General features: G+C 42.3%; 21 protein-coding genes and 1 other annotated feature. Of the genes, 5 read left to right on the plus strand and 16 right to left on the minus strand.

Annotation, left to right across the window (positions count from 1 at the left end):
• Positions 1-2 precede the first annotated feature (2 nt).
• From pheS to trpX, 3 genes are all read right to left on the minus strand, one after another.
• On the minus strand, positions 3-1,049 hold the full coding sequence (gene pheS, locus HMPREF2685_RS07775; RefSeq protein ID WP_049482285.1) for a phenylalanine--tRNA ligase subunit alpha: 1,047 nt from the start codon (positions 1,047-1,049) through the stop codon (positions 3-5).
• A gap of 315 nt (positions 1,050-1,364) precedes the next feature.
• A complete protein-coding gene (locus HMPREF2685_RS07780) occupies positions 1,365-1,784 on the minus strand; it encodes a chromosome partitioning protein ParB (RefSeq protein ID WP_049482289.1) in 420 nt (139 codons plus the stop codon).
• Positions 1,785-1,907: 123 nt separating this feature from the next.
• Positions 1,908-2,909: a tryptophan ABC transporter substrate-binding protein gene (gene trpX / locus HMPREF2685_RS07785; RefSeq protein WP_024055230.1), complete on the minus strand. Its 1,002-nt coding sequence runs from the start codon at positions 2,907-2,909 to the stop codon at positions 1,908-1,910.
• Positions 2,910-3,041: 132 nt separating this feature from the next.
• Positions 3,042-3,273, minus strand: a binding site (T-box leader).
• Between the two features lie 150 nt (positions 3,274-3,423).
• On the opposite strand from trpX, the gene HMPREF2685_RS07790 reads away from it, so the two are divergent.
• Positions 3,424-5,085, plus strand: coding sequence for an Rqc2 family fibronectin-binding protein (locus HMPREF2685_RS07790; protein ID WP_070466258.1), 1,662 nt, complete (start codon positions 3,424-3,426; stop codon positions 5,083-5,085).
• 192 nt (positions 5,086-5,277) lie between these two features.
• Here HMPREF2685_RS07790 and budA read toward each other — a convergent pair whose 3' ends face one another.
• The 3 genes from budA to HMPREF2685_RS07805 form a co-directional block, all read right to left on the minus strand.
• The gene (budA, locus tag HMPREF2685_RS07795; protein WP_049491069.1) at positions 5,278-5,994 is read right to left on the minus strand and encodes an acetolactate decarboxylase; all 717 of its coding nucleotides are present in this window, start codon (positions 5,992-5,994) and stop codon (positions 5,278-5,280) included.
• 72 nt (positions 5,995-6,066) lie between these two features.
• A complete protein-coding gene (locus tag HMPREF2685_RS07800) occupies positions 6,067-7,296 on the minus strand; it encodes a tetratricopeptide repeat protein (protein WP_070466260.1) in 1,230 nt (409 codons plus the stop codon).
• Positions 7,286-8,461 carry an AI-2E family transporter gene (locus HMPREF2685_RS07805; protein ID WP_070466261.1) on the minus strand — a complete coding sequence of 392 codons (1,176 nt, stop codon included), beginning with the start codon at positions 8,459-8,461 and terminating at the stop codon, positions 7,286-7,288. Before HMPREF2685_RS07805 ends, HMPREF2685_RS07800 begins: the two co-directional genes overlap by 11 nt.
• 168 nt (positions 8,462-8,629) lie before the next feature.
• Between HMPREF2685_RS07805 and HMPREF2685_RS07810 the strand changes: the two genes are divergently transcribed.
• On the plus strand, positions 8,630-9,640 hold the full coding sequence (locus tag HMPREF2685_RS07810) for a lactonase family protein (protein WP_070466263.1): 1,011 nt from the start codon (positions 8,630-8,632) through the stop codon (positions 9,638-9,640).
• A gap of 95 nt (positions 9,641-9,735) precedes the next feature.
• On the plus strand, positions 9,736-9,921 hold the full coding sequence (locus HMPREF2685_RS07815) for a hypothetical protein (RefSeq protein WP_003002861.1): 186 nt from the start codon (positions 9,736-9,738) through the stop codon (positions 9,919-9,921).
• 103 nt (positions 9,922-10,024) lie between these two features.
• On the opposite strand, the gene eno is transcribed toward HMPREF2685_RS07815, so the two are convergent.
• Positions 10,025-11,329: a surface-displayed alpha-enolase gene (eno, locus tag HMPREF2685_RS07820; protein WP_070466265.1), complete on the minus strand. Its 1,305-nt coding sequence runs from the start codon at positions 11,327-11,329 to the stop codon at positions 10,025-10,027.
• 211 nt (positions 11,330-11,540) lie between these two features.
• On the opposite strand from eno, the gene HMPREF2685_RS07825 reads away from it, so the two are divergent.
• Entirely contained in the window at positions 11,541-11,993 is a 453-nt protein-coding gene (locus HMPREF2685_RS07825) for a DUF1694 domain-containing protein (RefSeq protein WP_070466267.1), read from the plus strand.
• Positions 11,994-12,036: 43 nt separating this feature from the next.
• Here the strand turns inward: HMPREF2685_RS07825 and HMPREF2685_RS07830 are convergent, their stop codons facing one another.
• From HMPREF2685_RS07830 to HMPREF2685_RS07870, 9 genes are all read right to left on the minus strand, one after another.
• Positions 12,037-13,152, minus strand: a complete 1,116-nt coding sequence (locus HMPREF2685_RS07830) for a glycerate kinase (RefSeq protein ID WP_070466269.1) — start codon at positions 13,150-13,152, stop codon at positions 12,037-12,039.
• Positions 13,137-13,805 (minus strand): phosphoserine phosphatase SerB, encoded by a 669-nt coding sequence (gene serB / locus HMPREF2685_RS07835; RefSeq protein WP_070466271.1) that lies wholly within the window; start codon positions 13,803-13,805, stop codon positions 13,137-13,139. The genes HMPREF2685_RS07830 and serB overlap by 16 nt, the downstream gene beginning before the upstream one ends.
• A gap of 112 nt (positions 13,806-13,917) precedes the next feature.
• Positions 13,918-15,642 carry a septation ring formation regulator EzrA gene (gene ezrA / locus HMPREF2685_RS07840; protein WP_070466273.1) on the minus strand — a complete coding sequence of 575 codons (1,725 nt, stop codon included), beginning with the start codon at positions 15,640-15,642 and terminating at the stop codon, positions 13,918-13,920.
• An 86-nt stretch (positions 15,643-15,728) separates the two neighbouring features.
• Positions 15,729-17,678, minus strand: coding sequence for a DNA topoisomerase (ATP-hydrolyzing) subunit B (gyrB, locus tag HMPREF2685_RS07845; RefSeq protein ID WP_070466275.1), 1,950 nt, complete (start codon positions 17,676-17,678; stop codon positions 15,729-15,731).
• 12 nt (positions 17,679-17,690) lie between these two features.
• On the minus strand, positions 17,691-18,254 hold the full coding sequence (locus tag HMPREF2685_RS07850; RefSeq protein ID WP_049491087.1) for an HAD-IA family hydrolase: 564 nt from the start codon (positions 18,252-18,254) through the stop codon (positions 17,691-17,693).
• A gap of 165 nt (positions 18,255-18,419) precedes the next feature.
• A complete protein-coding gene (locus tag HMPREF2685_RS07855; protein ID WP_024055774.1) occupies positions 18,420-18,971 on the minus strand; it encodes a DJ-1 family glyoxalase III in 552 nt (183 codons plus the stop codon).
• A 19-nt stretch (positions 18,972-18,990) separates the two neighbouring features.
• Positions 18,991-20,220 (minus strand): FtsW/RodA/SpoVE family cell cycle protein, encoded by a 1,230-nt coding sequence (locus tag HMPREF2685_RS07860; protein WP_070466276.1) that lies wholly within the window; start codon positions 20,218-20,220, stop codon positions 18,991-18,993.
• A 33-nt stretch (positions 20,221-20,253) separates the two neighbouring features.
• On the minus strand, positions 20,254-21,234 hold the full coding sequence (locus HMPREF2685_RS07865) for a YeiH family protein (RefSeq protein ID WP_070466278.1): 981 nt from the start codon (positions 21,232-21,234) through the stop codon (positions 20,254-20,256).
• Positions 21,235-21,238: 4 nt separating this feature from the next.
• On the minus strand, positions 21,239-23,692 hold the full coding sequence (locus tag HMPREF2685_RS07870) for a bifunctional DnaQ family exonuclease/ATP-dependent helicase (protein WP_070466712.1): 2,454 nt from the start codon (positions 23,690-23,692) through the stop codon (positions 21,239-21,241).
• A 118-nt stretch (positions 23,693-23,810) separates the two neighbouring features.
• Between HMPREF2685_RS07870 and HMPREF2685_RS07875 the strand changes: the two genes are divergently transcribed.
• Complete coding sequence (locus HMPREF2685_RS07875) at positions 23,811-24,446, plus strand: MBL fold metallo-hydrolase (RefSeq protein ID WP_070466280.1); 636 nt, start codon at positions 23,811-23,813, stop codon at positions 24,444-24,446.
• Positions 24,447-24,482 lie beyond the last annotated feature (36 nt).

The following is a 24,482-nucleotide window of genomic DNA, read 5'->3' on the forward strand; positions in this document are numbered from 1 at the left end:
AATTATTTAAATTGTTCTGAAAAACGGATATCCCCTTGATAGAAGCCACGGATATCATTGATTCCGTAACGAAGCATGGCCACACGCTCTTGACCAAGTCCAAAGGCAAATCCTGAATAGATTGTTGGATCAATCCCACTCATCTCAAGGACGCGTGGGTGAACCATACCGGCTCCCATGATTTCAATCCAACCAGTTTTCTTACATACGTTACATCCAGCACCACCACATTTGAAGCAAGAAACGTCCACCTCAACCGATGGCTCAGTGAATGGGAAGTAAGAAGGACGCAAACGGATTTGGCGTTCTGCACCAAACATCTTTTGCACGATCAATTGAAGCGTTCCTTGAAGATCGGCCATAGAAATGCTTTTCCCAACAACCAAACCTTCGATTTGATGGAATTGGTGGCTGTGGGTCGCATCATCCGTATCCCGACGGAAAACCCGCCCTGGAGAGATCATCTTCAATGGTCCTTTGCTAAAGTCATGCGCATCCATAGCCCGCGCCTGTACAGGTGAGGTATGGGTCCGAAGCAAGATTTCTTCTGTGATATAGAAGGTATCCTGCATATCCCGCGCTGGGTGATCTTTAGGCAGATTCATCCGTTCAAAGTTATAATAGTCTTGCTCCACTTCAAAGCCGTCTACGACTTGATAGCCCATCCCGATAAAGATATCTTCGATTTCTTCACTGGTTTGGGTCAAAATATGACGGTAACCACTAGCAACTGGACGACCTGGTAGGGTCACGTCGATACTTTCACTAGCCAATTTGGCTTGGACTTTCTTTTCTTCCAAAAGTTTGGCCGTTTCTTCAAAGGCAGCCGTCAAGACATCACGCGCTTCATTGACGTGTTTCCCGATAACCGGACGCATCTTAGCAGAGACATCCTTCATCCCTTTAAGAATTTCCGTCAGAGATCCTTTTTTTCCAAGAACAGAGACCCGTAGTTCTTGCATCTCTTTTTCATTTTCAGCAGAAATCTGCTTCAAAGCTGCCAGCGTTTCTTCACGAAGCGCTTTTAATTGTTCTTCAATCGTTGACATATTTCCTCCATCATGGTCCCTCTACAGACATAGAAAAAACCACGCGCCAACACCCTCATTCGGAGCGTTGACACGCGGTACCATCCGTTTTTTATCCGTAAACCAGACCTTAATTTCTAAATCCTTTACGCAAGTGAATTCACTCAGCTTTCATGCAAAGAGCTTTCAGTCACGGCTCTTCTCCCTGTCGCACTTCCCTTGAGATACTAGTCTTGCAGATTTCTATTCGATTACTATCTAGTTTAGCAGATTTTTTGTTAAAAAACAAGTTAGATGAGACTAATTTCAATATACAAAGGAACAAGAGGCCGTGCATTATCTATTTGCCTTGTCTGTTTCATCTGATTGCCTTTTCAATAGAAGAGTTGCTGCTTGGTTAAAACCATCACACCAGTTATACCATTTTGCTTCATACTCATCTTGAGGTAAGATACGATGTTTTAAATCCAAAACAGAGGATATCTTTCTTTCCTCGCAAGCTTGCGCATAGAGAGCATACAATTCATCGCCACCATCTCTATCAAACTCAGCAGAAATCGTATCCCGACCTGCCAATAAAGCCTGATAAGCCCTGTGATGCCCGTCTGTAATCAAGAAGCGATTTCCAAATGCAAGAACACTAATTGGATCCACATTGATGATGTCTGCCGACTGATCCAGCATCTGGATAGCTTGTAACTTCTTTTCTGATAAATAAAGTTGGGTCGGATGAAGATCTGTTATCTTGACTTCCATTTCTTTCTCCTCTACCAAGAGTAACAAAGTTGGTTCTGGGCACTGGTAGACATTTTCAAAGGTCACGATTTAAAGACCTGCCAAAGCCAAATTCCCCCGCCATTCTTGTGATTCGTTTTCTTTTTATTTAATGACTTGTCCAGCATCTTTCAAGACAGATTCTGGAATAGTAATACCCAATTCATCTGCGACTTTTTTATTGATGACAGATTTTCCTTGGCTAAAGATTTCAACAGGTGTATCCGCAGGTTTTTGACCTTTCAAGATCTTCGCAGCCATTTTACCAGTTGCTACTCCAAGATCGTGTTGGTCGACAACGACTGAACCAAGACCACCAGCTTCTACCATAGCTGTCGCACTTGGGAAGATTGGTTTTTTAGCTGTTTTGTTGGCTTCGACAACTGTTGAGAAGGCTGAAGCGATGGTATTGTCGATTGGAACCCAGATGGCATCAACTTTGCCTGACATTACAGACACAGTGGAAGCAATTTCGTTTGTAGAAGGAACAGAATAAGGAACGACCTTGTAGCCTGCTTTTTCAGCCAATTTTGTAAATTCTTCTACTTGAGATTTTGAGTTATCTTCACTGGTTGAGTACAGGATCCCAATTGTTTTCACGTTCGGAGTCAATTCTTTGATTAATTTCAACTGTTGCTCAGTTGGATTGTGGTCAGATACCCCAGTGATATTGCCACCTGGTTTTTTCAAATCTTTGACCAAGTTTGCGCCGACTGGATCGGTTACAGCACCCATGACAATTGGTTTGTCTTTGGTTGCACTAGCCAAACCTTGAGCAGATGGGGTTGCAATTCCAATCAAGACTTGGTTATCCTTGTCTACCAATTGTTTACTCATGGTTGCAACCTTGTTTTGGTCGCCTTCTGCATTGAGGAAATCAATGTCCACTTTGTCTTTGTCATAACCTTCTTCAGCCAAACCATCTTGAATTCCCTTGTAAATCAAATCAAGCGAAGGGTGGCTGACCAGCTGTAAGACCCCAACTTTAGCCTTTTCATTGCTGCTTGCTGCCTTGTTGTCTTTGCCTGCTGTAGCTGAATAGATCGCTGTCCCAATGACTGCTGCTGCAATCAAACCAATAATTCCCATTAAACGTTTATTTTTCATTTTTAATACCTCTTCTATTTTTCATTTTCTTCTTTTTTTCCATCATTTAAAGACTACGACGCCATCGTTTCTTCATATCTTTTCTCCCTTCTCATCTAAAACAAAAAACACGCCCACACATAGCAAAAGCTATGTGAGGACGTGTCATCGCGGTGCCACCTCACTTATGGGAAAAGGATAGTCTCCCCCATATCTCTGTCTTGTCTAGCAACAAGTTGCACGATAAGGTGTGCCAACCGAATTTTTATTGTTTCAAATTCATCTCATCATTAGTCCAATTTCATAAACTGCCGCTACCCACTCTCAGCAACCGTGGGCTCTCTTGAAACTTTCATTTACTACTTTTCTAATTTCTTACATTTTAAAGTTTTCTTTCAAAAATGTCAATACTTTTTCTGTATTTTTTTGGAAACGTTCGCATTTTCTATTTTACATCCTCTTGCTTCTTTCTGGGATTTCCGCTCTAATTTTGATATAATTTACTAGAATAAACGCTAGAATGATGAGGAATCCCATGTCTTTTGATGGATTTTTTTTACACCATATGGTGGAAGAATTGAAGGCCGAACTCTTGAGTGGTCGCATTCAAAAAATTAACCAACCCTTCGAGCAAGAATTGGTGCTCCAAATCCGAGGCAATCGGAAAAACCAAAAACTCTTGCTCTCTGCCCATTCTGTCTTTGGACGGATTCAACGGACCCAGACCAACTTTGAAAATCCTGCCTTTCCCAATACCTTTATTATGGTTATGCGCAAATATCTTCAGGGCGCTGTCATCGAAGGGATTGAGCAAATGGAAAACGACCGGATTCTCGAAATCCGTGTCTCCAATAAAAACGAAATTGGAGATGCTATTTCTGTCAGCCTCATGATCGAAATCATGGGCAAGCACAGTAATATTATTCTCCTGGACCGCACCAGCAATAAAATCATCGAAGCCATTAAACATGTCGGCTTCTCACAAAATAGCTACCGGACCATTCTCCCTGGGTCGACCTATGTAGCTCCTCCGAAAACTGACGCGGTCAATCCTTTTACAATTGGAGATGAAGCCCTCTTTGCCTTTCTTCACAAGGAAGAGTTAAGCCCAAAGAACCTTCAAAAATGTTTCCAAGGTTTGGGGCGAGATACGGCTCAAGAATTAGCCAAGCGACTTGAGACGGATGAAAAATTAAAAACCTTCCGTGCCTTTTTCCAAGCTCCAACTGAGCCACGCCTAACAACCAAATCCTTCTCGGCTATCCCCTTTGCGGATGCGACTAGTCAAACCTTTGAGACACTTTCCGATCTGCTGGATGACTATTACCGAGACAAGGCTGAGCGCGATCGGGTGCAACAACAGGCCAGTGAATTGATCCGCAAGGTCGAAAACGATCTTGAAAAGAACCGGAAAAAATTAGCCAAGCAAGAAGCGGAGTTAGCGGCGACCGACAATGCGGAAGAATTCCGCCAAAAAGGAGAATTGCTGACAACCTTCCTCCATCAGGTACCAAACGACCAAGACCAGGTTGTTTTGGATAATTACTATACAAATGAACCGATCACCATCCAACTCAACAAGGCCCTGACCCCCAATCAAAATGCCCAACGCTACTTTAAACGCTACCAGAAGTTAAAAGAAGCCGTCAAACATTTGACCATCCTCATTCAAGAAACCAAGGAAACCATTTCTTATCTTGAAACGGTTGAAACAGCCCTTTCTCAAGCGAGTCTGGCTGAGGTGGCAGAGATTCGAGAAGAGCTAATCCAGACCGGCTTTATCAAACGGCGCAACCGCGAAAAAATTCATAAACGGAAAAAACCTGAGAAATACCTGGCCAGCGATGGAAAAACTATTATTTTAGTTGGACGCAACAATCTGCAAAACGATGAACTAACCTTTAAGATCGCTAAGAAAGACGAGCTCTGGTTCCATGCCAAGGATATCCCAGGTAGCCACGTGGTCATTACCGGAAATCTCGATCCAACAGATGAAGTGAAAACCGATGCTGCAGAGTTGGCTGCCTACTATTCCAAGGCCCGTCTCTCAAACCTGGTCCAAGTAGATATGATCGAAGCCAAGAAACTTAATAAACCAACTGGTGGAAAACCCGGCTTTGTCACCTACACTGGCCAAAAGACTCTGCGGGTCACCCCAGAAGAAGAAAAAATCAAAGCCATGAAACTAACGGACTGATTTCAAAAATAAAAGAGAGTGGGACAGAAATCGGTAATTCGTTAGAATTCGATTTCGTCGTCCCACCTCCGCACAGTTGAGTAGGGCTGTAAAAGCTGATGAAATCAGCGTAGTAGAGCCCACTCAACCACTGCGTCTTGCTCGACAATCCAAAAATAATTGAGAGGCTAGGACTTTTGTCCCAGCCTCTTTTTATTCTGCTTTATGGATGTCTTCTTTGACCTCATCAACATTGAATTTGGCAAAGAGGTACTGACGGTCTTGAACTGGGAAACGTTGATCCAGCTGATCGATGGCCCCCACCTCAACAATCCCTTCTGTGATGACAAAATCCATGACATGCCCACCAAAGGTGTGGTCATCTGAGATAAAGTGCAAATGATAACCAGCCACACTCACGCCATGGAAAATTTCGGGTGTCCAAAAACCGACGATGGTTCCAGTGACATTTTCCCGTGTATACTCTGGCTGATGGGTTGCAACCTCTGCAAACTTCATCTCTGGTGTTGATTTTGGAATCATACGGACATGCATCTTGGCAAAGTCACCACGAATCTTAATAGAGCGGAAAAGATTTTCCCCATCATAATAAGACTCAATACGGGCTTCCAATTCCTCGTCCGTCATTTCAAAGCGTTGGCGGAAAATGACTTCTGCTTGGTGAGGGACGACTGCTGCATAAGGAACCTTGGCATCCGGAGAAACTTCGACTATTTCAGGATGGTCCCCTGATCCCTTGGCCTGATATGCCTTACCATCTAATACGATCAACTCTCCATCAATAGAATCAAGCGTCCCAACTCCTAGATCTCCGTGTTCCAAGAGTTCTCCAATCGTAAATGAACCCCCGTACAGACCCGCCATTAGGGCACCTAAGGTATTGTATTGAAAAAGTTTCACTGGTTCCATGTTTTTCTCTCCTCATTCTATCTTCTACCAGTATACCACAAACTATTCCGAATCTTCACGATATGGTTTTGATTAGAGGCTATCATAGAGGGTTTGCATCTGCACATCGTCTGGTACGATCGCCAAATACTGGTTGGCCACTTCACGCGCCTTCGTCACATCTCCAGCCTCACGCAACAAATAAACATAGGCTTCGAGGAATTCTGGGTTGTCTTTTAAATCCTCATAAAGCTCTTGGTAGGCTGAGACGGCCTCTTCTGTTTTCTCCAAAGCAGCCAAGGCACGGGCAATGTTCCACCGAGTGACAACTGTTTCGACTTCTTCATTTTGCCAAGCCAAGACTTGGTCAAAGCGTTCCTGTTCTAAATAAAGGGTGGTCAGGCGAAGAGCAATCTCTTCGAGATCATCTGCCACTTCTTTAGCCTCTAATAGATAAGCTTCTGCTTGCTCAGGCTGGTGGAGTTCATAAGAAAGCTGAGAAGCAAGGAGCTTCAATTGGGCATCAAATGGATTCTTCTGGATCCCTTGTTTAGCAATCTCAAGTGCTTTTTCACGGTCATTTTCAGCCTGTAAAGCTAAAGCATAACCATACTCATAGCCCTCAAAATCAGGCGACAAGGTATCAATTTGTTTGTAGTAGATCAGGGCTTTTTGGAATTCTTCTTGGTCAGACAATAAGGTCGCTAATTCGTAAGCAATCTGGTCATCAAACTCAATCTCCAGAGCTTTCTCTAAGAAGGGAACAGCTGCTTCAAACTTACCAAGATTGGCATAGGCAAAACCAATTCGTTGATAGGTGGAAATTCCTGTTGCTTCCAAAATCTCCCGATTGTCCAACTGGGCATACTCTTGGATAGCCTCTTGGTAGCGTTCCAATTCCAGATCAATTTCAGCTAGGCCTAATTGAATGATGGGATCATCAGACAGACGGGCTGCTTCAACTAATTTTTCACGCGCCACATCTGCTAAGCCTTCCATCTGATAGAGATCCGCCTTAACCAAGAGACTGGCCACATACCAGTTAGAGTCTGGCTCAATTTCTTCTAAATAAGCAAAGGCCTCTTCCATTTGACCTTCCTCTGCAAGGATGGTTGCCAAACTTAGATACACTTCTGGATAGGTTTCTGCAATCTGTTCATAGATCTCCTTTGCCTGAGGGTAAAAACCGATACTTTCAAGATATTGACCTAAATCCAATAATTGTGCTTCACTATCTTCTAACAAAGCCTGTTGAAATTGAACTTCTGCTTCTTCTAGCTCCTGCCGATCGAGAGCCTCTACCATTTGTTGACTATGACTCACTGTGTGTTTCCTCTTCTACTTCATTATGTTCTTCATACAAACCACTGACAACCTTATACCATTCAAAGATAGCTCCGATCACCACCTTAGCAGATGCATAGACTGGAATTCCAAGGAAAACTCCCCAGATTCCAAACATAGATCCTGACGTCAAGAGCACAAACAAAATGGTAATCGGATGGATATTTAACTGGCTTCCCAAAACCAAAGGTGATACAAAACGTCCTTCAATGGTTTGCTCCACTGCAAATACAATCAAGACCTTAATAAACATCTCTGGCCCTGCTACCAAGCCCAATACCAAAGCAGGTAACATGGCTAAGAAACTACCCAAGTAAGGGATCAAATTCAAGATCCCCGCAGAGATCCCAAGCGTTACCGCATAGCGCAAACCAATGATCTTAAAGAAGATGATGAACATAATGGCGACGACAATGGCTACCGTAATTTGCCCTCGAACATAATTGGAGAGCTGGGTATTGACATCTGAGAGAACCTGTTCAGCCGGTTTACGAATCTTAGTCGGTAAGAAGCGAACAATGTGGCCCTTTAAATTTTTTCCATCTCGAAGAAGATAAAAGACAATAAAAGGCATGATGATCAAGGCAACAATGACTTGCGAAGCCACTCCAATCAAGTTGCTGACCCAATTGACAGCCCGCCCAGAGATCGAACTGGCCCAAGAAGTAATGTTTGCAGACAATTCCTTGGTGATCTCATCTAACTGGGGTTTGATATCAGAGGAGACGCGATTATCTAGAAAATCATCGATGGTTGCATTGGCCTTTTCCAAATAAGTTGGCAGGTTATGAAAGAAACTCACCACTTGTCGTTGGACGGATGGAATCACTACAGCTAGACCCCAGATTAAAAGCACTGCAATCAAGAAAAAGACTAAGGAAATCGCAAAAATCCGCTTGAGTCCTTTTCTTTCAAGAAAGTCAACAATGGGGTTAAGCAGGTAATAGAGCAAACCAGAAATAATGACAGGCAGCATGACTGCTCCTGCAAACTCAAAAATAGGAATAAAAATAAAGGTGATTTTACTCAAAACCAAAAGGTTCAAGCCCAACAGCAAGGTAACTAAAAATACGGTAATGGCCTTGTTGTCTAAAAACCATCTAAAAAACCAGGATAAACTAAACTGTTTTTCTTTATTATCCACAGAGATCTCCTTTTCATTTCAATCTGTTTCTATTTTAGCATTTTTTGAGCTTGAAGTTACGAAAAAACTAGCAAAATAAGAAAGAAAGGCCCTCGCCTTTTTAACTAGCAATTGCCTTCCAATAGGACCTTTGATATAATAAACCTAACAAATCATACGAGGTGACCTATGTCTCAAACCATTTATTTCGGTACCTATACCAAAAAAGAATCCAAAGGAATTTACAAGGCACAATTTGATCCTGAAACAGGAGCATTGAGCCAACTTGAACTAGTGGCAGCTGAGCCCAATCCAACCTATATCGCTTTTTCTGAAAAAGGCAACCTCTACAGTGTCGGAGCTGAAGAGGGAAAAGGAGGAATCGCAAGTTTTACAGCTGATTTTCAGCCGCTCAATCACGTTGTTGAAGAGGGAGCACCACTCTGCTATGTCTCTGTCGATGACAAGCGTCAACTGGTCTATGGAGCCAACTATCACAAAGGCCAAGTTCTCGTATATCAGCTAGAGTCAGATGGGCGTTTGTCCTTTGTCGATGAGGACACTCACCAAGGAAGTGGTCCTCATGCCAATCAAGCAAGTCCACATACCCACTATGCAGACCTTACACCAGATCAGTACTTGATCACGTGTGACCTAGGAACAGACAGTTTGCATGTCTATGATGTCAGTGAGGAAGGAAACCTAACCCTGATCAATCAGTATCAAACAGCTCCAGGAGCAGGACCTCGTCACCTGGTCTTTCATCCCCACTATAAGACTGCTTACCTCATCAATGAATTAAATGCTACGATCGATGTACTCTTTTATGACGGTATGGGTGAATTCGAACACTTCCAAACTGTTTCCACACTTCCATCAGACTACGATGGTCAAAAATGGGCTTCTGCGATCAAGCTCTCAGCTGATGGAAAATTCCTCTATGCATCTAACCGTGCTCACAATTCCATTGCTGTCTTCAAAGTTTTGGCTGATGGTAGCCTAGAACTGATTGAAATTGTTCCAACTCAAGGGCTCAATCCACGTGATTTCACACTTAGTCCTGATCAAAACTATTTGATCGCAGCCCATCAAGATTCACCTAATGCCACCGTCTTCAAACGAGATTCTGCTAGCGGAAAATTGACCCTTCTATCCGACGACTTCTATGTTCCAGAGGCCGTTTGTACGGTTTTTCATTAAGTCGTTTTAGTTGTCAAACCTCTAAAAAAATGATTAAATAGATGAGAAAAAGGCGTGAGCCTGACTTCACAACTTATATTTTAGGAGACCCTAACATGAATCCATTGGACTTATTTAACCAAGTGAAAGAAATGATCGAAAAGAAAGATTTCGACGCTGCAAAGAAATTTGTTGATGACAACAAAGACAACCTCGGTGACTACCTTGAACAAGCCAAAGGGCTTGTATCTGGAAATGAAATGGTCAGCGGTGCCTTGGACAAAATCAAAGGCTTGTTCTAATAGAACTACTCCTCAACGCTTTAGTTGAGGAGTTTTTGTTTATACCAATCGCAAAAAAGATCCTTGAGAAGACTCAAGGATCTTTTTAGTCTAGTAAACTAGATTATTTCTTAAGGTTGTAGAATGATTTCAATCCACGGTATTCAGCTACTTCACCAAGTTGATCTTCGATGCGAAGCAATTGGTTGTATTTAGCGATACGGTCTGTACGTGAAAGTGAACCAGTCTTGATTTGTCCTGCGTTTGTTGCAACTGCGATGTCAGCGATTGTTGAATCTTCAGTTTCACCTGAACGGTGTGATACAACGGCAGTGTAACCAGCTTCTTTCGCCATTTCGATAGCATCGAATGTTTCAGTAAGAGTACCAATTTGGTTAACTTTGATAAGGATAGAGTTAGCACATTTTTCTTCGATACCACGTGAAAGGTAGTCAGTGTTTGTTACGAAGAAGTCGTCACCAACCAATTGAACTTTACCACCAAGACGTTCAGTAAGAGCTTTCCAACCGTCCCAGTCGTTTTCATCCATACCATCTTCGATAGTGATGATAGGGTATTTATCAACCAATCCTTCAAGGTAAGCGATTTGTTCTTCAGCAGTACGAACAGCAGCTCCTTCACCTTCGAATTTAGTGTAATCGTAAACTTTGCGTTCTTTATCGTAGAATTCTGATGATGCACAGTCAAATCCGATAAATACGTCTTTACCTGGAACATAACCAGCAGCTTCGATAGCAGCGATGATAGTTTCTACACCATCTTCAGTTCCGTCGAAACGAGGAGCGAATCCACCTTCGTCACCAACGGCTGTTTCAAGACCACGACCTTTAAGGATTTTCTTAAGTGCGTGGAAGATTTCAGCACCCCAACGAAGAGCTTCTTTGAATGTTGGTGCACCAGCAGGTACGATCATGAATTCTTGGAAAGCGATTGGAGCATCTGAGTGAGAACCACCGTTGATGATGTTCATCATTGGAGTTGGAAGAACTTTAGTGTTGAAACCACCAAGGTAGCTGTAAAGTGGGATTTCAAGGTAGTCAGCAGCAGCACGAGCTACAGCGATAGACACACCAAGGATTGCGTTTGCTCCCAATTTACCTTTGTTAGGAGTACCGTCAAGAGCGATCATAGCACGGTCGATAGCTTGTTGATCACGTACATCATAGCCGATGATAGCTTCAGCAATAATGTTGTTTACGTTGTCAACAGCTTTTTGAGTACCAAGACCACCGTAACGAGATTTGTCACCGTCACGAAGTTCAACTGCTTCGTGTTCACCAGTAGAAGCTCCTGATGGAACCATACCACGTCCATGAGCACCTGATTCAGTATAAACTTCTACTTCAAGTGTTGGGTTACCGCGTGAGTCTAGGACTTCGCGAGCGTAAACATCAGTAATAATTGACATTTCTTACTCTCCTTATTGAGTTATATTTTTTACTCCTCTATCATATCGTAATTAGGCTATTTTTTCAAGAAAAAACAAGGAAATCTACGAAAATTGAGAAGTTTTTAACAAGAAAACGGTTCCACTATCTTATTTTCTGCCATTTCCCCTCCTTATTTAATTTTTTCGCATTCTTCTATTCTTCTGCTGCGCTTTATGCTATACTAAGCTTATGACAGATATTAATAAAACAATTTTAGAAAAAGCTGCTGGTCCTACTCGATTCAATCCGGATGAGCAACGTCGATTTTTGGAGACTTATGAGGAGCGGGTGATTGCTTCATGCACCTTGGAGGAGGCAAGGGACAAGATATACCTGGAGCAGTATTCGACAATCCTCTCTGATATTTCAGAGCACTTTCATCCTGTTTTGGTCAAGATCTCCCCAGCTTTAGATGAAAGCAGCCAGCTACAATATTTGAAAAAAACCAAGGATCTTGGACTTGTGGCAAGCATCGTTTCGGATGACTGTCGCCATTCTCCCTTTGGTCTCATCATCCATACTGACCACCCATCTGGAATTTCTCCAACCGATATCAGCCTCCAGTATCCAAATTTGTTTGAAAAGAAAGAAGAGAGCACAGCACCTGAAAAAAAATCATTTTGGAAACGCCTCTTTGGCTAAAGAAAGAACCAATTGAAAAGGAATTTCCTTTTCAATTGGTTTTTTAGTTTGCTTTCATTTTTAAGAGGTTCCCAATATTTCGGGCACAGGAAATCAGATTTTTTTCAGCATGAGTGAGTGCATCTGCCACCTCACAAGGACCTGGTACAATAGAGAAGGCAGCCTCAATATGATGACTTGGGAAAGCTGGCAAATCCTCTGATAAGGCGCCACAAATAGCAAGCACTGGGATCTTCTCTGGTGTTCGTTTGGCTACCCCGACAGGAGCTTTTCCAGACAAAGATTGGAGGTCCATCCTACCTTCTCCCACGACGACCAGATCCGCTTTTTGAACCTTACGATCGAAGTCGATTAGATCCAAACTTTTCTCAATTCCTGAGGAAATCTGACCTCCCGCAAAAGCGACCAAGCCTGCTGCCATGCCACCTCCAGCTCCGGCGCCAGCCATGGATAAAATTCGGGCATCTGCTAGCTGGTAAAAATCCTGCATAGCCTGGTCGACAGCTGGAAACAGAAGGGGATTCAAACCCTTTTGCCCGCCAAAGATATAGGTTGCTCCTTGACTGCCACAGAGAGGATTGGTTACATCCGTTAAGACTTGGAGCTCGATGTCTTTTAAAGCTTTTGGAATCGCACTGGTATCTATTCTAGCCACACGACCGAGCGAAGCCCCAACAGGACGAAGCAGATGGCCTTGATCATCATAGAAGGCTACCCCTAATCCAGCTGCCATCCCAATCCCACCATCATTCGTTGCAGAACCGCCAATTCCCACACAGATCGTTTTAACCCCTTGGTCAACCAATTGCAAAATGAGTTCACCAATTCCTCGTGTTTCCAGTTCAAGAGGATTTCGTTTTTCAGCTGGAATGGAGCCTAAACCAACAAGTGAAGCCATCTCAAAAAAAGCCATCTCATCTTTTTGGTAGTAAGACATTGAAACAGGCTGTCCAAATGGTCCGGTTACTTGAGTTTGGTACTCCGTTACATCCAGAACTCCAGCTAGGGTTTCCATGGTGCCTTCGCCACCATCCCCAATAGGAAGGAGGTCAAAAGTTGCATCTGGTAGAGCCTCTTGAAATCCTTTTTTCAAGGCTTCTGCTACTTGTTTGGCAGATAAGGATTCTTTAAATGAATCCGGGGCTAGTAGGATATGCATGCTGTTTCCTTTCTATGCTGGTCTAAAATTTCAAGAACAAGGCTTAAATCCCTCTTCTCAATACGATATAGGGCTCGCTCAGCGACGATTGGCTTGGCCATAAAGGCAATCCCGATACCGGCTGTTTCAATCATCGGAAGATCATTGGCACCATCTCCCATCGCAATCGTCTGACTTCGTGGGACATGATTTTCTTTCGCCCATGTCAGGAGGGACTCTTTTTTCCTTTCAGGTGTGATTATCCCACCGAGGACTTTACCTGTCAAACAACCATCAGAAGCCTGCAAACGGTTGGCGCGGACCAGATCAATTCCTAAAGACCTCGCGATGGGGTCGATGACTTCATGAAATCCCCCTGAAACAAGGCCAACCTTGTAACCTCTTTGATGAAGTTCCGTGATTAAGGTCTTAGCTCCCGGTGTGACGTCCATCTGCTCTACAATTTTCGGAAAAATAGAGGCCTCTAATCCCTTCAATAAAGCGACACGCGCCTGTAAAGATGCTTTAAAATCCAACTCTCCATTCATTGCTTGTGCCGTAATCTCTGCTACTTTTTGTCCCACGCCAGCTTCTTGAGCTAGTAAATCAATTCCTTCTTGTTGGATCAAAGTTCCATCTACATCCATAACGAGGAGACCGGTTACTTCTTTCATCGCTTTCCTTTCTTATTTCTCCCTTACTATACAAAAATAGGGTTTAAATTTCAAGTTTCAATGATCATTTGAAGATAAAAAAACGACCTCCTAAAAAGTCGTTTTTTTGTTATTAGAAGCGAATTTGCTCCCGAGTTTTTTCATACGAAGTAACAAAGCGATCGGTCACTCCAGCTTCTACCATCTCCAAAGCATCTGAGATGACTTTGAAGGAAGCCGCATAGTCATATTCTCTTTCGAAAATATAAAGGGACTCATCAAAGGCAGCTTGAACATGATCATCAAATGAACGATAGCGATTTGAATATTGCAACAACTGCTCCGTTAAAGTAGCATTTTGTACAATTCGATAAGTCGCTTCTTCCAATTCATTCATATCATTGGTCAAAATATCTAACAAACGATTGGTTGATTCGATGTTGATTTTATCCCCTTCCAACTCATCCATCAAAGCCTCTGTATTGTTGCTTGCTGTGAAGAATAATTCCAAGAATTCTTGAGGGATTCCTGGCAAGTTTCGTTTGTCCATATAGCGTTTAATGGCATGCAAACGGTTGGCATAGATATTAACTTTTTGGCGAGCATTGGCATCGTCTTTTTCAATTTTTGAAAGGGAATCACTTAAGCCAATTTGCTCATCTTCGATTTCTTTCAAGCGAGCTTCAATAGCTTCTAATTCTTCTTCTACAATAGAATAGGCCTTTTGTGTTTCAGATGAATCTTTCAAGGCATCTTCTACCACATTTTCTTGTGAAGATAGCTCAGCTTCCAACTCTTTTAACTGTTGGCTGAAGCTTTCATTCAAGACGAATGTTTTACTAAGGCGTTCCACTTCTGCTGCAAGGTTGCTATTGTTATCTTTTGCGTGTTTCAAATAGCCAGGCAGTTGTTTCACTAACTTCTTCACGACTTTTTGTGATTCGATTTCACGAGTAAAGATGTGATACAATGCATCGATTTCCTCTTGAATTTGCTCATTTTCGTAAATAGCATTGTCCAATTCAAGGGCGGATACATTTGCCATATTGTTCTTCAAGGAAGCATGCAACTGTTGGAAACGAGATTCAATATCTGTTTCAGTGAAGTGGTAGCCAGATTCCAAAAGCTTGCGGTAGCCACTTTCCAAATCCTCTAATTGGTCTGGAAGTTTTGACTGAAGAGCGGTGACAATTTCTGGCACTCGCTCAACAATTTGTTTTAAGGCCACAATATGATTCTCAGCTGTATCAAGGATTTCAGCTGCTTCAACAGGGTCACCTGAAGAATTCAAGGTGACAAATTGTGAAAACTCAGATTGAATATTTCCAATTTGCTTTTCAATTTCAGGAAGCGCACTGCCATAACGATCTGGATCTGAAGTGACTTCTTTTTGAAGTTCTTCAAACATATCTAAGGCATGAACCACGCGTCCGCTATTTTTTTGTTCTTGCTCTTCAAGATCTGAAAGGGCTTGGCGAATCGCTTTGATATCTTCGTCGATCAACTGGATCTGACTTTCGATATTGTCAATGGCTTGTTTAGCCTTCATGAAACGGAAAGAATTATTATAGCCTTCCGCTTCAAACAGATTGTTTTCAATATCAGCAAATGAATTTAAGGATAAATCTACCCATTTTTGATTCCATTCACGAAATGCAATTTGACTTTGACCAATCAAATGCATGTTTTTTACGGCCTCTACTTCATCGTTGACCGGAAGGTTGTATAACTTTTCTTTTCGTTCTTCCAGTGCTGCCAGTAAGGCTTCATTTCGTTTTCTCAAAATGACTGCAACCACATATCCTACAATCAAGATAAGGGCGACAATAAAGATGAGAACAATTAGTCCACTAGACATATAAAAACTCCTTCATCGTATTACTTGAACGTAATCCTAGTAATTATACCATAAAATATCCATTAATGGGAAGCGTTCGGTGAATTTTATACATCGAGTGTACTATATTCAGCGTTTTCTTCGATAAATTCACGACGTGGTTCCACACGGTCCCCCATCAACATATCAAAGATCTTATCTGCTTCCGCAGCATCGTCTACTGATACTCGTGCCATCAAGCGGTGTTCTGGATTCATGGTTGTTTCCCATAATTGGTGATCATCCATTTCTCCAAGACCTTTATAGCGTTGGATGGTTGGTTTTGAGCGACCTTCTGAATAACGTTCCAAAGCTGCAGCTAATTCGGCTTCTTGGTTGGCACCAGGTTGGATATATTCTTTGATTTCACTACCGACTTTGACCCCATAGATTGGTGGTTGCGCAATGTAAACATATCCCGCTTCCAAGACTGGTTTCATATAGCGATAGATCAAAGTCAATAGAAGGGTTCGGATATGAGCGCCATCGACATCGGCATCGGTCATGATGACTAATTTTTGATAACGCGCTTTTGTAACATCAAATTCGGCACCAAATCCAGTTCCCATAGCAGTAAATAAACTACGGATCTCTTCATTGGCTAGAATTTTGTCCATACTTGCTTTTTCAACGTTCAAGATCTTACCACGGATTGGTAAAATCGCTTGGAATTCCCGATTTCGACCAGATTTTGCAGATCCTCCGGCTGAATCCCCTTCGACGATAAAGAGTTCTGTTTCTTGTGGATTATTTGAAGAACAATCTGCCAATTTACCAGGTAGGTTGGAAATCTCAAGCCCTGATTTCTTACGGGTCACCTCACGCGCTCGCTTAGCAGCTACGCGAGCTTTCGCTGCTAAAATCCCTTTTTCGACGATTTTCTTAGCAATTTGCGGATTTTCCAAAAGGAAATCAGAAAAGGCATCACTAAAGAGTCGATTGGTAATCTTAACAACTTCTGAATTTCCAAGTTTGGTCTTGGTTTGTCCTTCAAACTGTGGATTTGGATGTTTAACCGAGATCACTGCTGTTAAGCCTTCTCGAACATCTTCCCCAGTTAGATTGTCTTCGTTTTCTTTTAAGAGTTTATTCTTCTTAGCGTAATCATTGATCACACGAGTGAGAGCTGTACGGAAGCCCTGTTCATGCGTTCCACCTTCATGGGTATGAATGTTATTCGCAAAACTCATGACCGTCTCATGGTAGCCTGTGGTATATTGCATAGCTACTTCAACTGTAATATCATCCATTTCACCATCTGTGTAGATTGGTTTTTCAAAGATGACATCTTTGTTTTCATTGATGTATTCGACGTAACTTGAGATCCCACCTTCGTAGTGGTAATGCTTTTCTTGCTCTAGGCCTTCTCGCTTATCCGTCAAAGAAATACGCAAGCCACGATTCAAAAAGGCTAGTTCTTGAATTCGTTTATTTAATTTTTCAAAATCATACTCGGTGGTTTCCGTGAAGATTTCTGGGTCTGGAATAAAGTGGACGGTTGTTCCTGTGCGGTCTGTTTCTCCAATGATCTTTAAATCATCTACAACATGTCCGCGTCGATATTCTTGGTAATGGATACTGCCATTTTTATAGACACGAACATCGAGGGATGTGGAGAGGGCATTTACTACGGAAGATCCTACCCCGTGAAGACCACCAGAAACCTTGTAGCCACCTCCGCCGAATTTTCCTCCGGCGTGAAGCACGGTAAAGACAGTTTCAACGGCAGGTCGACCTGTCTTTTCTTGGATATCCACTGGGATCCCACGACCATCATCGACAACCGTGATAGAATTATCTGCTTCAATGAAAACTTCAATATGGCTAGCAAAACCAGCTAAGGCTTCGTCAATCGAGTTATCTACGATTTCCCAGACCAGGTGATGAAGACCTTCTTTTGAGGTAGAACCAATATACATTCCCGGACGCATCCGAACGGCTTCTAGTCCTTCCAAGACCTGAATCTGACTGGCATCATATTCTTGTGCTTGATTTTCTTGCTGTTTATCCTCTGTCATAATTTCCCTTTTCTATTCAAATATAAACTGGTGTAAGCGTGGCATGGAATCAAATAAATAGGTCGAAAGCCCTGCAGCCTTCCCAGCTTCTATATCGATCGGACGATCTCCGATGACCAGACCGTCTTGAATGCCATATTTTTCTTTCAAATAAAGCATAGAGGCTGGGTCTGGTTTTCGAGGAAAGCCCTCGTCTGCTGTTACAATCTCCGTAAAGTAGGGTGCAATACCTGTCTGTTCAATAAGGGTCAAAACTTGGCGATCCCGATGAGATACCAAAAAATGGCGTCCTCCATGTGCTTGGATCTCTTCTAGTAACTTTTTTGCTCCCTCAAATAAGACCGGCTCTTGCAAGCCCAAGGCTTCTTTTTTCTTGTATTCCGTACGAAAATTGGAAATATGAGGGGCAAAGGTTTGAATTGCATCCTGTGTTGAGATTTTTAATGCTGCATAAACAGAATCATGATCAGCTTGGATGTGAAAGTCCTTCAATGTCGCTACAAAGGCATTTGTGGACGTTTCGTAATTATCCAATAGCGTCCCACCAAGATCCCATATAAAATCATGATAATTCATAGTCAATATTATACCACAAATGGACAAAAAAATAAGCTAAAAACCCTCATTTAGGGGGGATTTTAGCCATTTTTTACGGTCATTTCATTTTAAATCAAAGAGAAGTCATTTTCCGACATAGAATGTGATCTTTCACCAGAAAATATGGTGTCCAAAAGAGCTTTGTTAAGCATCTCCAAAGACATCTTGATAGAGCATTCCTTGACGAAGGCTTTGGGCATCTCCTCCAAATTGCTCTACCAAGGCGTAGGCTAAGGCAAGTGCCGTTGAAGGACCACGACTGGTCAAGAGATTCCCGTCTTTCACTACTGTTTCTTTCTGATAGTGTCCATCTTGAATCTCTTCTTCAAAACCATCGTAACACGTATAGTGTTTATCTTTTAAGAGGCCGGCACGCGCCAAGACAATTGGTGCTGCACAAATCGCAGAAATGATTTTTCCCTTCCTACTTTCTTCTTGAAGAGCTGCAATCAATTCCGGATTATCACGCAAATTTGCAGCTCCTGGCATCCCACCTGGTAAAAAGATTCCATCATAATCTGACAGGTCCCCATTCCAGAGGCGATCGACTTCCACTGTGATCTGGTGAGAACCTGTGACCGTTTCTTCCATGCCAATAAGGTCACAGTCGATCCCAGCGCGTCTCAAAACATCGACAATGGTCAAGGCTTCAATTTCTTCAAAACCGTTTGCTAAAATCGTTGCTACTTTTTTCATTTTCATTCCTTCTTTCTATCTATTGCGCCTTTTTAAGGACTACTTTTTTACGGATTGGAGGCCCTTCTTCTGGCTCTTTCTTTTTGCTACTATGATTATATATTGAGAGGACCAGACCAATACCAATCAGATTACTAATAATAGACGATCCACCTTGTGAGATAAAGGGGAGGGGAATCCCCGTCAAAGGGAGAAGACCCGTTACTGCTCCGACATTTTCAAAAATATGAAAGACCAGCATCATGATAAATCCGATGGAAATATAGGTATAAAATTGGTTATTGGACTGGAGGGTAATTTTTAAAATGCGGTAAATCAGGGTCACATATAAAATCAACAGCACCAGAGCTCCAACAAAGCCAAAGTCTTCTGCGACGACCGTAAAAATCATATCGCTTTCCCGTACGGGAACCAATAAATTGGAGACATTAAAGCCTTGCCCAAAGAGACCACCACTAGCAATAGCTAGCTGTCCTTGCGCCTGCTGGTAGGTGGTGGTTTGTGCATAGTCAAAAGGATTTAACCAGGCTAAAATACGGTTCATCTGATAGGTTGGCATCCCTACTTGCTGGTGCAGAAAAGCTCGCCCCCCTTCTGAAAGAAAGAGGAAGAGAAAGCCTGCTAACCCACCTGCCAGAAGCAAGATGACCGGCAAGATAATTTTCCAGGAAACTCCTGAAACGAGCACTAAGCCCGCAAAAATGGCCAAGAATACTAAGGCCGTTCCCAAGTCCTGTTGGAGAGCCAATAAGGCAAAGACCGGAATCGTATAGATGGTCAACTCTAGAATCAAAAACCAATCTTGTCGTAATAATCGCTCACGCCCCTTATTTCTTTGCAAAAATCGGACAATAGAGCGTGACAGCATCAGGATGAAGGGGATCTTCATAAATTCTGAGGGCTGAAATAAGGTGATGTTCCCATAAGCCACCCAGTTTTTAGCTCCTGTTGAAGCTACCAAGTTGGGATTATAAAACACAAGGGGAAGAACCATCAAGGCTAGGCCAAGCAGGTAAAGAAAGGGAGTGATTTTCCAAAGAAATTTCGTGCTAAAAATCGTCACAATCAGGCAAATGACGCATCCCACACCAATCCAGGCCAATTGCTGCCCTAAAAAAGACCACACCATTTGGGGATAGTCGTGAGAAACTGCTACATAAACAGATAAGATCCCAATCATAAGAAGGGTGAAGACAATCCCAATGATGGAATAATCCAGGTGAATCGTCCAAAAATGATGTTTCTTCATTCACGTTCCTTTCTGTGAGAATCATCAAATCAATTAATAGAACAACATTTGTAGAACCAAGCTAGATCCTGCTACACAAAACCAAGCAATCAACCCTACTAAAAGAGGGGCTGCTCCTGCTGCACGGAACTGTTTCCAAGAAACCTTGCTTCCGATTCCAACCAAGGCCATGGCCATAAAGAGGTGAGAAAGGTCATTTAGGTAAGGTAGGACCACTTTAGGTACCAGGCCAATAGAAGAAAGAATGGAAGCCACAATAAACCAGATAATAAACCAAGGAATAATTTTCTTTAACATTCCTTTGTTTCTTCCTTGTTGTTTACTCCGATACCATTTTAAACCGATCAAGCCCAAACAAACTGGTACAATCATCAGGGCGCGTGTTAACTTAACAATTGTAGCCATTTGCCCCGCTGCTTTACTGTAAGAAAATGCTGCTGCTACAACAGATGACGTATCGTTAATGGCTGTTCCTGACCAGAGGCCAAATTGGAAATTAGACATATGCCATAAATGCCCTAATACTGGAAAGATAAAGACAGCCAAAATGTTGAAGAAGAAAATAGTTGACATAGATAGGGCAATTTCCTCTTCGTCTGCTTCAATGATCGGCGCTGCTGCTGCAATAGCAGATCCACCACAAATAGCTGTACCAAACCCAATTAAGGTCCGTAGATGAGATTTCAGGTGGAAGACTCTCCCAAAAATAATAGCTGCAAGAAAGGCAACGGTTATCGTTGGCAGACTAATCTTTAAAGAAGACAAACCTGTAGAGGCAACTGTCGCAATGGGCAAGCTAAATCCCATGAAGATAATCGAATACTGCAACAATTTCTTACCGGACCAGTTCAAGCCTGGTCGTGAATTCTCCGGCAAATCCACAAATTCATTAAGGACAATTCCTAAAATTAAGGCAAAAACACTGGAGCCAATAATGGGAAAGAAAGTTCCCAACAACATAGCACAAAGTGCCAGTACAAATGCAATTGCAAGTCCAAATCCTTTATTTTTCATTTTCTCAATTCCTTTCAAAAAAGTCAGCTGCTTGCTCAACAAGCCGCTCTCTCACTGTCGTGTGAAGGGGCAACACTTGTTGCAAACCATCCAAAATTTGTTTTCCATATCGCTTGGTTACCACCCGCTGATCTAATAAAAGCACCAAAGATTCCTGATCTTGAAAACGGCTGGTTCTCCCAATAGCCTGTTTGAGCCTTAAAATCGCGACTGGAAGACTATAGTCGTAAAAGGGATTTTTCCCCTGTTCTCTGAGTTTTGTATTCAGCTTTTGAACCATATAATCTTTAGGATTGTCAAAAGGAAGGCGCGTGATGATTTGAATCACTTCTTTTTGTTGGGAGAAATCGACTCCCTCCCAGAAGCTTCCTGTTCCCAATAAAATGGAGCTTTCTCCTCGGTCAAATCGTCGCTTAATATTGGCTGCATCCCCATTTCGATACTGGGCCAAGTGAGGAAACTTCAATGCGTTTGACGTCTCCAGTAACAATTCTTTTGAAGTAAACAAAAGAAAAATTGGCTTTCGTAAAGGAAGGAGTTCACCGACGAGCTGACAAATCTCCCCTGCGTATTCCACTGAAGATAAAGAAACAACATCTGGAAAATCAATCGGCACCAGCAATTCCTGGTGTTGTTTGACTGTTATCGGTACCCGATAGATTTGCTGCTTTTGATATCCTAAAAGAGCAGGTAAATGCACTTTTTTACTGATAGCAATCGTCGCTGATACAAAGAGCACGGTCACTTCTTCAGGTACAAATTCCTTAAAGGATAGTAAGTCCTCCACTCCTCCATGGAGACGAAGAATCTGGTGGCTTTCAACCACTTCTTTGTCTATCCAAAAGGTTTGGTAGCGCTCATCAAACAATTCCTTTAGATTCTCTAGAGATTCGGTTTTCAATTCCGATACATCCTGCCGAATTTTTGCCACCGTTTGATCTGATAAGACTGCCGTTTTTCCTTGCACGACTTCTTTGGAGCAGGCATTTAACTCAAATTGAATACTCTCCAGCAAACGTCGTTGTAGAAGATCTTTTTCCTCTTCAATAGCGTGTTGCAAGTTTAAAAGAAGAGATTGCAAGGTTTCTTCTCTCTGTGAAAATTGCTCTAAAGCAAAGAAGAGTTTTTGCGCTTCATCCACGACCAGAACAGACTCTTGAAGTAGACTCTTATCATCTTCTAGACGGGTTAGCAGATAAGCATGATTGGTCAAAATCACACGGCTAGTTTTCACTTTTTCCTGACCAAGACGCCAAAAATCTTCCTGATAAAACAGTGAACGTTTCGACAATTGACCATCGTGGCAAATGTCAGCTACAAAATGAAGATGACGATAGAGTTGGCCAATTTCACTGAACTCTCCTGATTCAGTCATGGTCAGCCAAACCAACAGTTGCATTTTAAAGCGTCGAATCATCCCATTATCTGACTCAATCTGTAAGGTCTCATAAAATTTATCGAGTTGGATATAATCCTTGGGACTTTTAAGGCTATGAAAGGGAATTTGGAAAAGATCCTGGATGGTCTTTCCTTCTTTCTTCATAATTTGATCCTGAAGAATTTTAGTTGGAACACTCACAAGAATGCGCTTGGAGGTTTTCGCCAAAAGCGTTAACAGATAAGCGTAGGTCTTCCCAATTCCCGTTGGCGCCTCGATAAAACTTGGAAGCGGCTGGTGCAAACTGTCCTCGATATAGGCAACAAATTCTCTCTGCTCCGGATAAGCTTCCATTCCCAACAACTGCATATTGAGTTCAAACTGTTCAGACAAATAGTGACTTTCTAAGAACTGCTGTGGCTTGCGCAGATAGAGACCATGAACTTCTACTAAATGAGCTGGTAAAAAAAGGCTACTGTCTTTAAGCGCATCTTCTATTAAGAGTCGCGATTCATAAATCAAACAATCTGCCATCGAAAGAAGTTTTTCGATCAATCCTCTTGGTAAGCTCGCAATTTTCTCTCTCAATTTCAACAGCAGCTGGGCTGTTGCCATAGCATCCGCTAAAGCGGAGTGAGCATGGTGCAACTCAATTTCCAGTTCAGCTGCAAGCGCTCCTAAATTGTAGCGTTCTAAAGTCGGATAGAAAATTTGAGACAATTCAACCGTATCAATCCGAGGAGTCGTTAGCTCAAATCCTTCCCAAAAGAGGGCTTCTGCTAATAAATTCGCATCAAATTTGACATTATGGGCCACAAAGACGGCATCTTCTATTAATTCAAAAATTTCTTTTGCCACTTGTGCAAACTCTGGTGCTTTTTTCAAGCGAGCATCTGTCAGGCCAGTCAATTGTTTGATATGCTCATCCAATCGTTCATGGGGATTCACATCCGTCTCATAGGATTGCATAATCCTCCCATCTTCGATGATGACAATCCCAACCTGAATGATCTTAGCATTGCTTCCAGCACTGGTCGCTTCCAGATCCACAATGGCATATTTCCGTTTCTGTCTTGTCATAATACTTAAAATTATATCACGTTTGAGCAAGCTCTGCAGATTTTTTTCTCCTTTCAGGCTGACTTCAATCCTGTTATTTTCCTTACAATTTGATACACTATTCTAGAAAGGAGTCCTTATGAAAATCTATCGTACTGTTAATCCTATAGCTTATGAAAACACCTACTACCTTGAAAATGATCACTCCCTCATTCTTGTCGATCCAGGGAGCGACTGGGCGACTATTCAAAAACAAATAGATCGCATCGGAAAACCAATCGTAGCAATTCTTTTAACCCATACGCATTATGATCACATTATGAGTCTTGAAAAGGTTCGTCAGACCTATCATTTCCCACCTGTTTATGTCCATCCAGCAGAAGCCAGTTGGTTGTCTTCTCCTGTCGATAATTTATCTGGTTTGGATCGTCATGCGGATTTAGAAGATGTTGTATGCAAGGAGGCCGACTTCCTTTATGACATTCGCTCTGATTACCAAATAGCTGATTTCCACTTTTATGTTCTGGAGACACCAGGCCACTCTGCAGGAGGAGTCTCTATCGTCTTTCCTGAGGATCACCTGGTTCTATCCGGTGATGCCCTTTTTCGCGAAACTATCGGACGGACCGATCTTCCGACAGGGAACGCGACACAGTTACTTAGCAGTATCAGAGAAGAGCTCTTTACCCTTCCATCTTCCTACACTGTCTATCCCGGTCATGGCCCTGAAACTTCTATTGGTCACGAGAAGATGTTCAATCCCTTCTTTAGATAATCCTAAAGAGTCCTTATCATCCTTCCTGTCCTCATC

Origin of the sequence: Streptococcus sp. HMSC074F05 (genome assembly GCF_001808725.1) — a bacterium.
Lineage (GTDB): Bacteria > Bacillota > Bacilli > Lactobacillales > Streptococcaceae > Streptococcus > Streptococcus parasanguinis_I.

What these genes read in the sequence shown, in the direction of transcription:
- HMPREF2685_RS07860 (WP_070466276.1), bottom strand. Translation starts at nt 20,220, where the DNA reads ATGAAGAAACATCATTTTTGGACGATTCACCTGGATTATTCCATCATT.
- budA (WP_049491069.1), bottom strand. Translation starts at nt 5,994, where the DNA reads ATGGAACCAGTGAAACTTTTTCAATACAATACCTTAGGTGCCCTAATG.
- HMPREF2685_RS07830 (WP_070466269.1), bottom strand. Translation starts at nt 13,152, where the DNA reads ATGCATATCCTACTAGCCCCGGATTCATTTAAAGAATCCTTATCTGCC.
- HMPREF2685_RS07790 (WP_070466258.1), top strand. Translation starts at nt 3,424, where the DNA reads ATGTCTTTTGATGGATTTTTTTTACACCATATGGTGGAAGAATTGAAG.
- HMPREF2685_RS07825 (WP_070466267.1), top strand. Translation starts at nt 11,541, where the DNA reads ATGACAGATATTAATAAAACAATTTTAGAAAAAGCTGCTGGTCCTACT.
- HMPREF2685_RS07870 (WP_070466712.1), bottom strand. Translation starts at nt 23,692, where the DNA reads ATGACAAGACAGAAACGGAAATATGCCATTGTGGATCTGGAAGCGACC.
- serB (WP_070466271.1), bottom strand. Translation starts at nt 13,805, where the DNA reads ATGAAAGAAGTAACCGGTCTCCTCGTTATGGATGTAGATGGAACTTTG.
- HMPREF2685_RS07875 (WP_070466280.1), top strand. Translation starts at nt 23,811, where the DNA reads ATGAAAATCTATCGTACTGTTAATCCTATAGCTTATGAAAACACCTAC.
- ezrA (WP_070466273.1), bottom strand. Translation starts at nt 15,642, where the DNA reads ATGTCTAGTGGACTAATTGTTCTCATCTTTATTGTCGCCCTTATCTTG.
- eno (WP_070466265.1), bottom strand. Translation starts at nt 11,329, where the DNA reads ATGTCAATTATTACTGATGTTTACGCTCGCGAAGTCCTAGACTCACGC.
- gyrB (WP_070466275.1), bottom strand. Translation starts at nt 17,678, where the DNA reads ATGACAGAGGATAAACAGCAAGAAAATCAAGCACAAGAATATGATGCC.
- HMPREF2685_RS07810 (WP_070466263.1), top strand. Translation starts at nt 8,630, where the DNA reads ATGTCTCAAACCATTTATTTCGGTACCTATACCAAAAAAGAATCCAAA.
- HMPREF2685_RS07855 (WP_024055774.1), bottom strand. Translation starts at nt 18,971, where the DNA reads ATGAAAAAAGTAGCAACGATTTTAGCAAACGGTTTTGAAGAAATTGAA.
- HMPREF2685_RS07865 (WP_070466278.1), bottom strand. Translation starts at nt 21,234, where the DNA reads ATGAAAAATAAAGGATTTGGACTTGCAATTGCATTTGTACTGGCACTT.
- HMPREF2685_RS07815 (WP_003002861.1), top strand. Translation starts at nt 9,736, where the DNA reads ATGAATCCATTGGACTTATTTAACCAAGTGAAAGAAATGATCGAAAAG.
- pheS (WP_049482285.1), bottom strand. Translation starts at nt 1,049, where the DNA reads ATGTCAACGATTGAAGAACAATTAAAAGCGCTTCGTGAAGAAACGCTG.
- trpX (WP_024055230.1), bottom strand. Translation starts at nt 2,909, where the DNA reads ATGAAAAATAAACGTTTAATGGGAATTATTGGTTTGATTGCAGCAGCA.
- HMPREF2685_RS07780 (WP_049482289.1), bottom strand. Translation starts at nt 1,784, where the DNA reads ATGGAAGTCAAGATAACAGATCTTCATCCGACCCAACTTTATTTATCA.
- HMPREF2685_RS07850 (WP_049491087.1), bottom strand. Translation starts at nt 18,254, where the DNA reads ATGAATTATCATGATTTTATATGGGATCTTGGTGGGACGCTATTGGAT.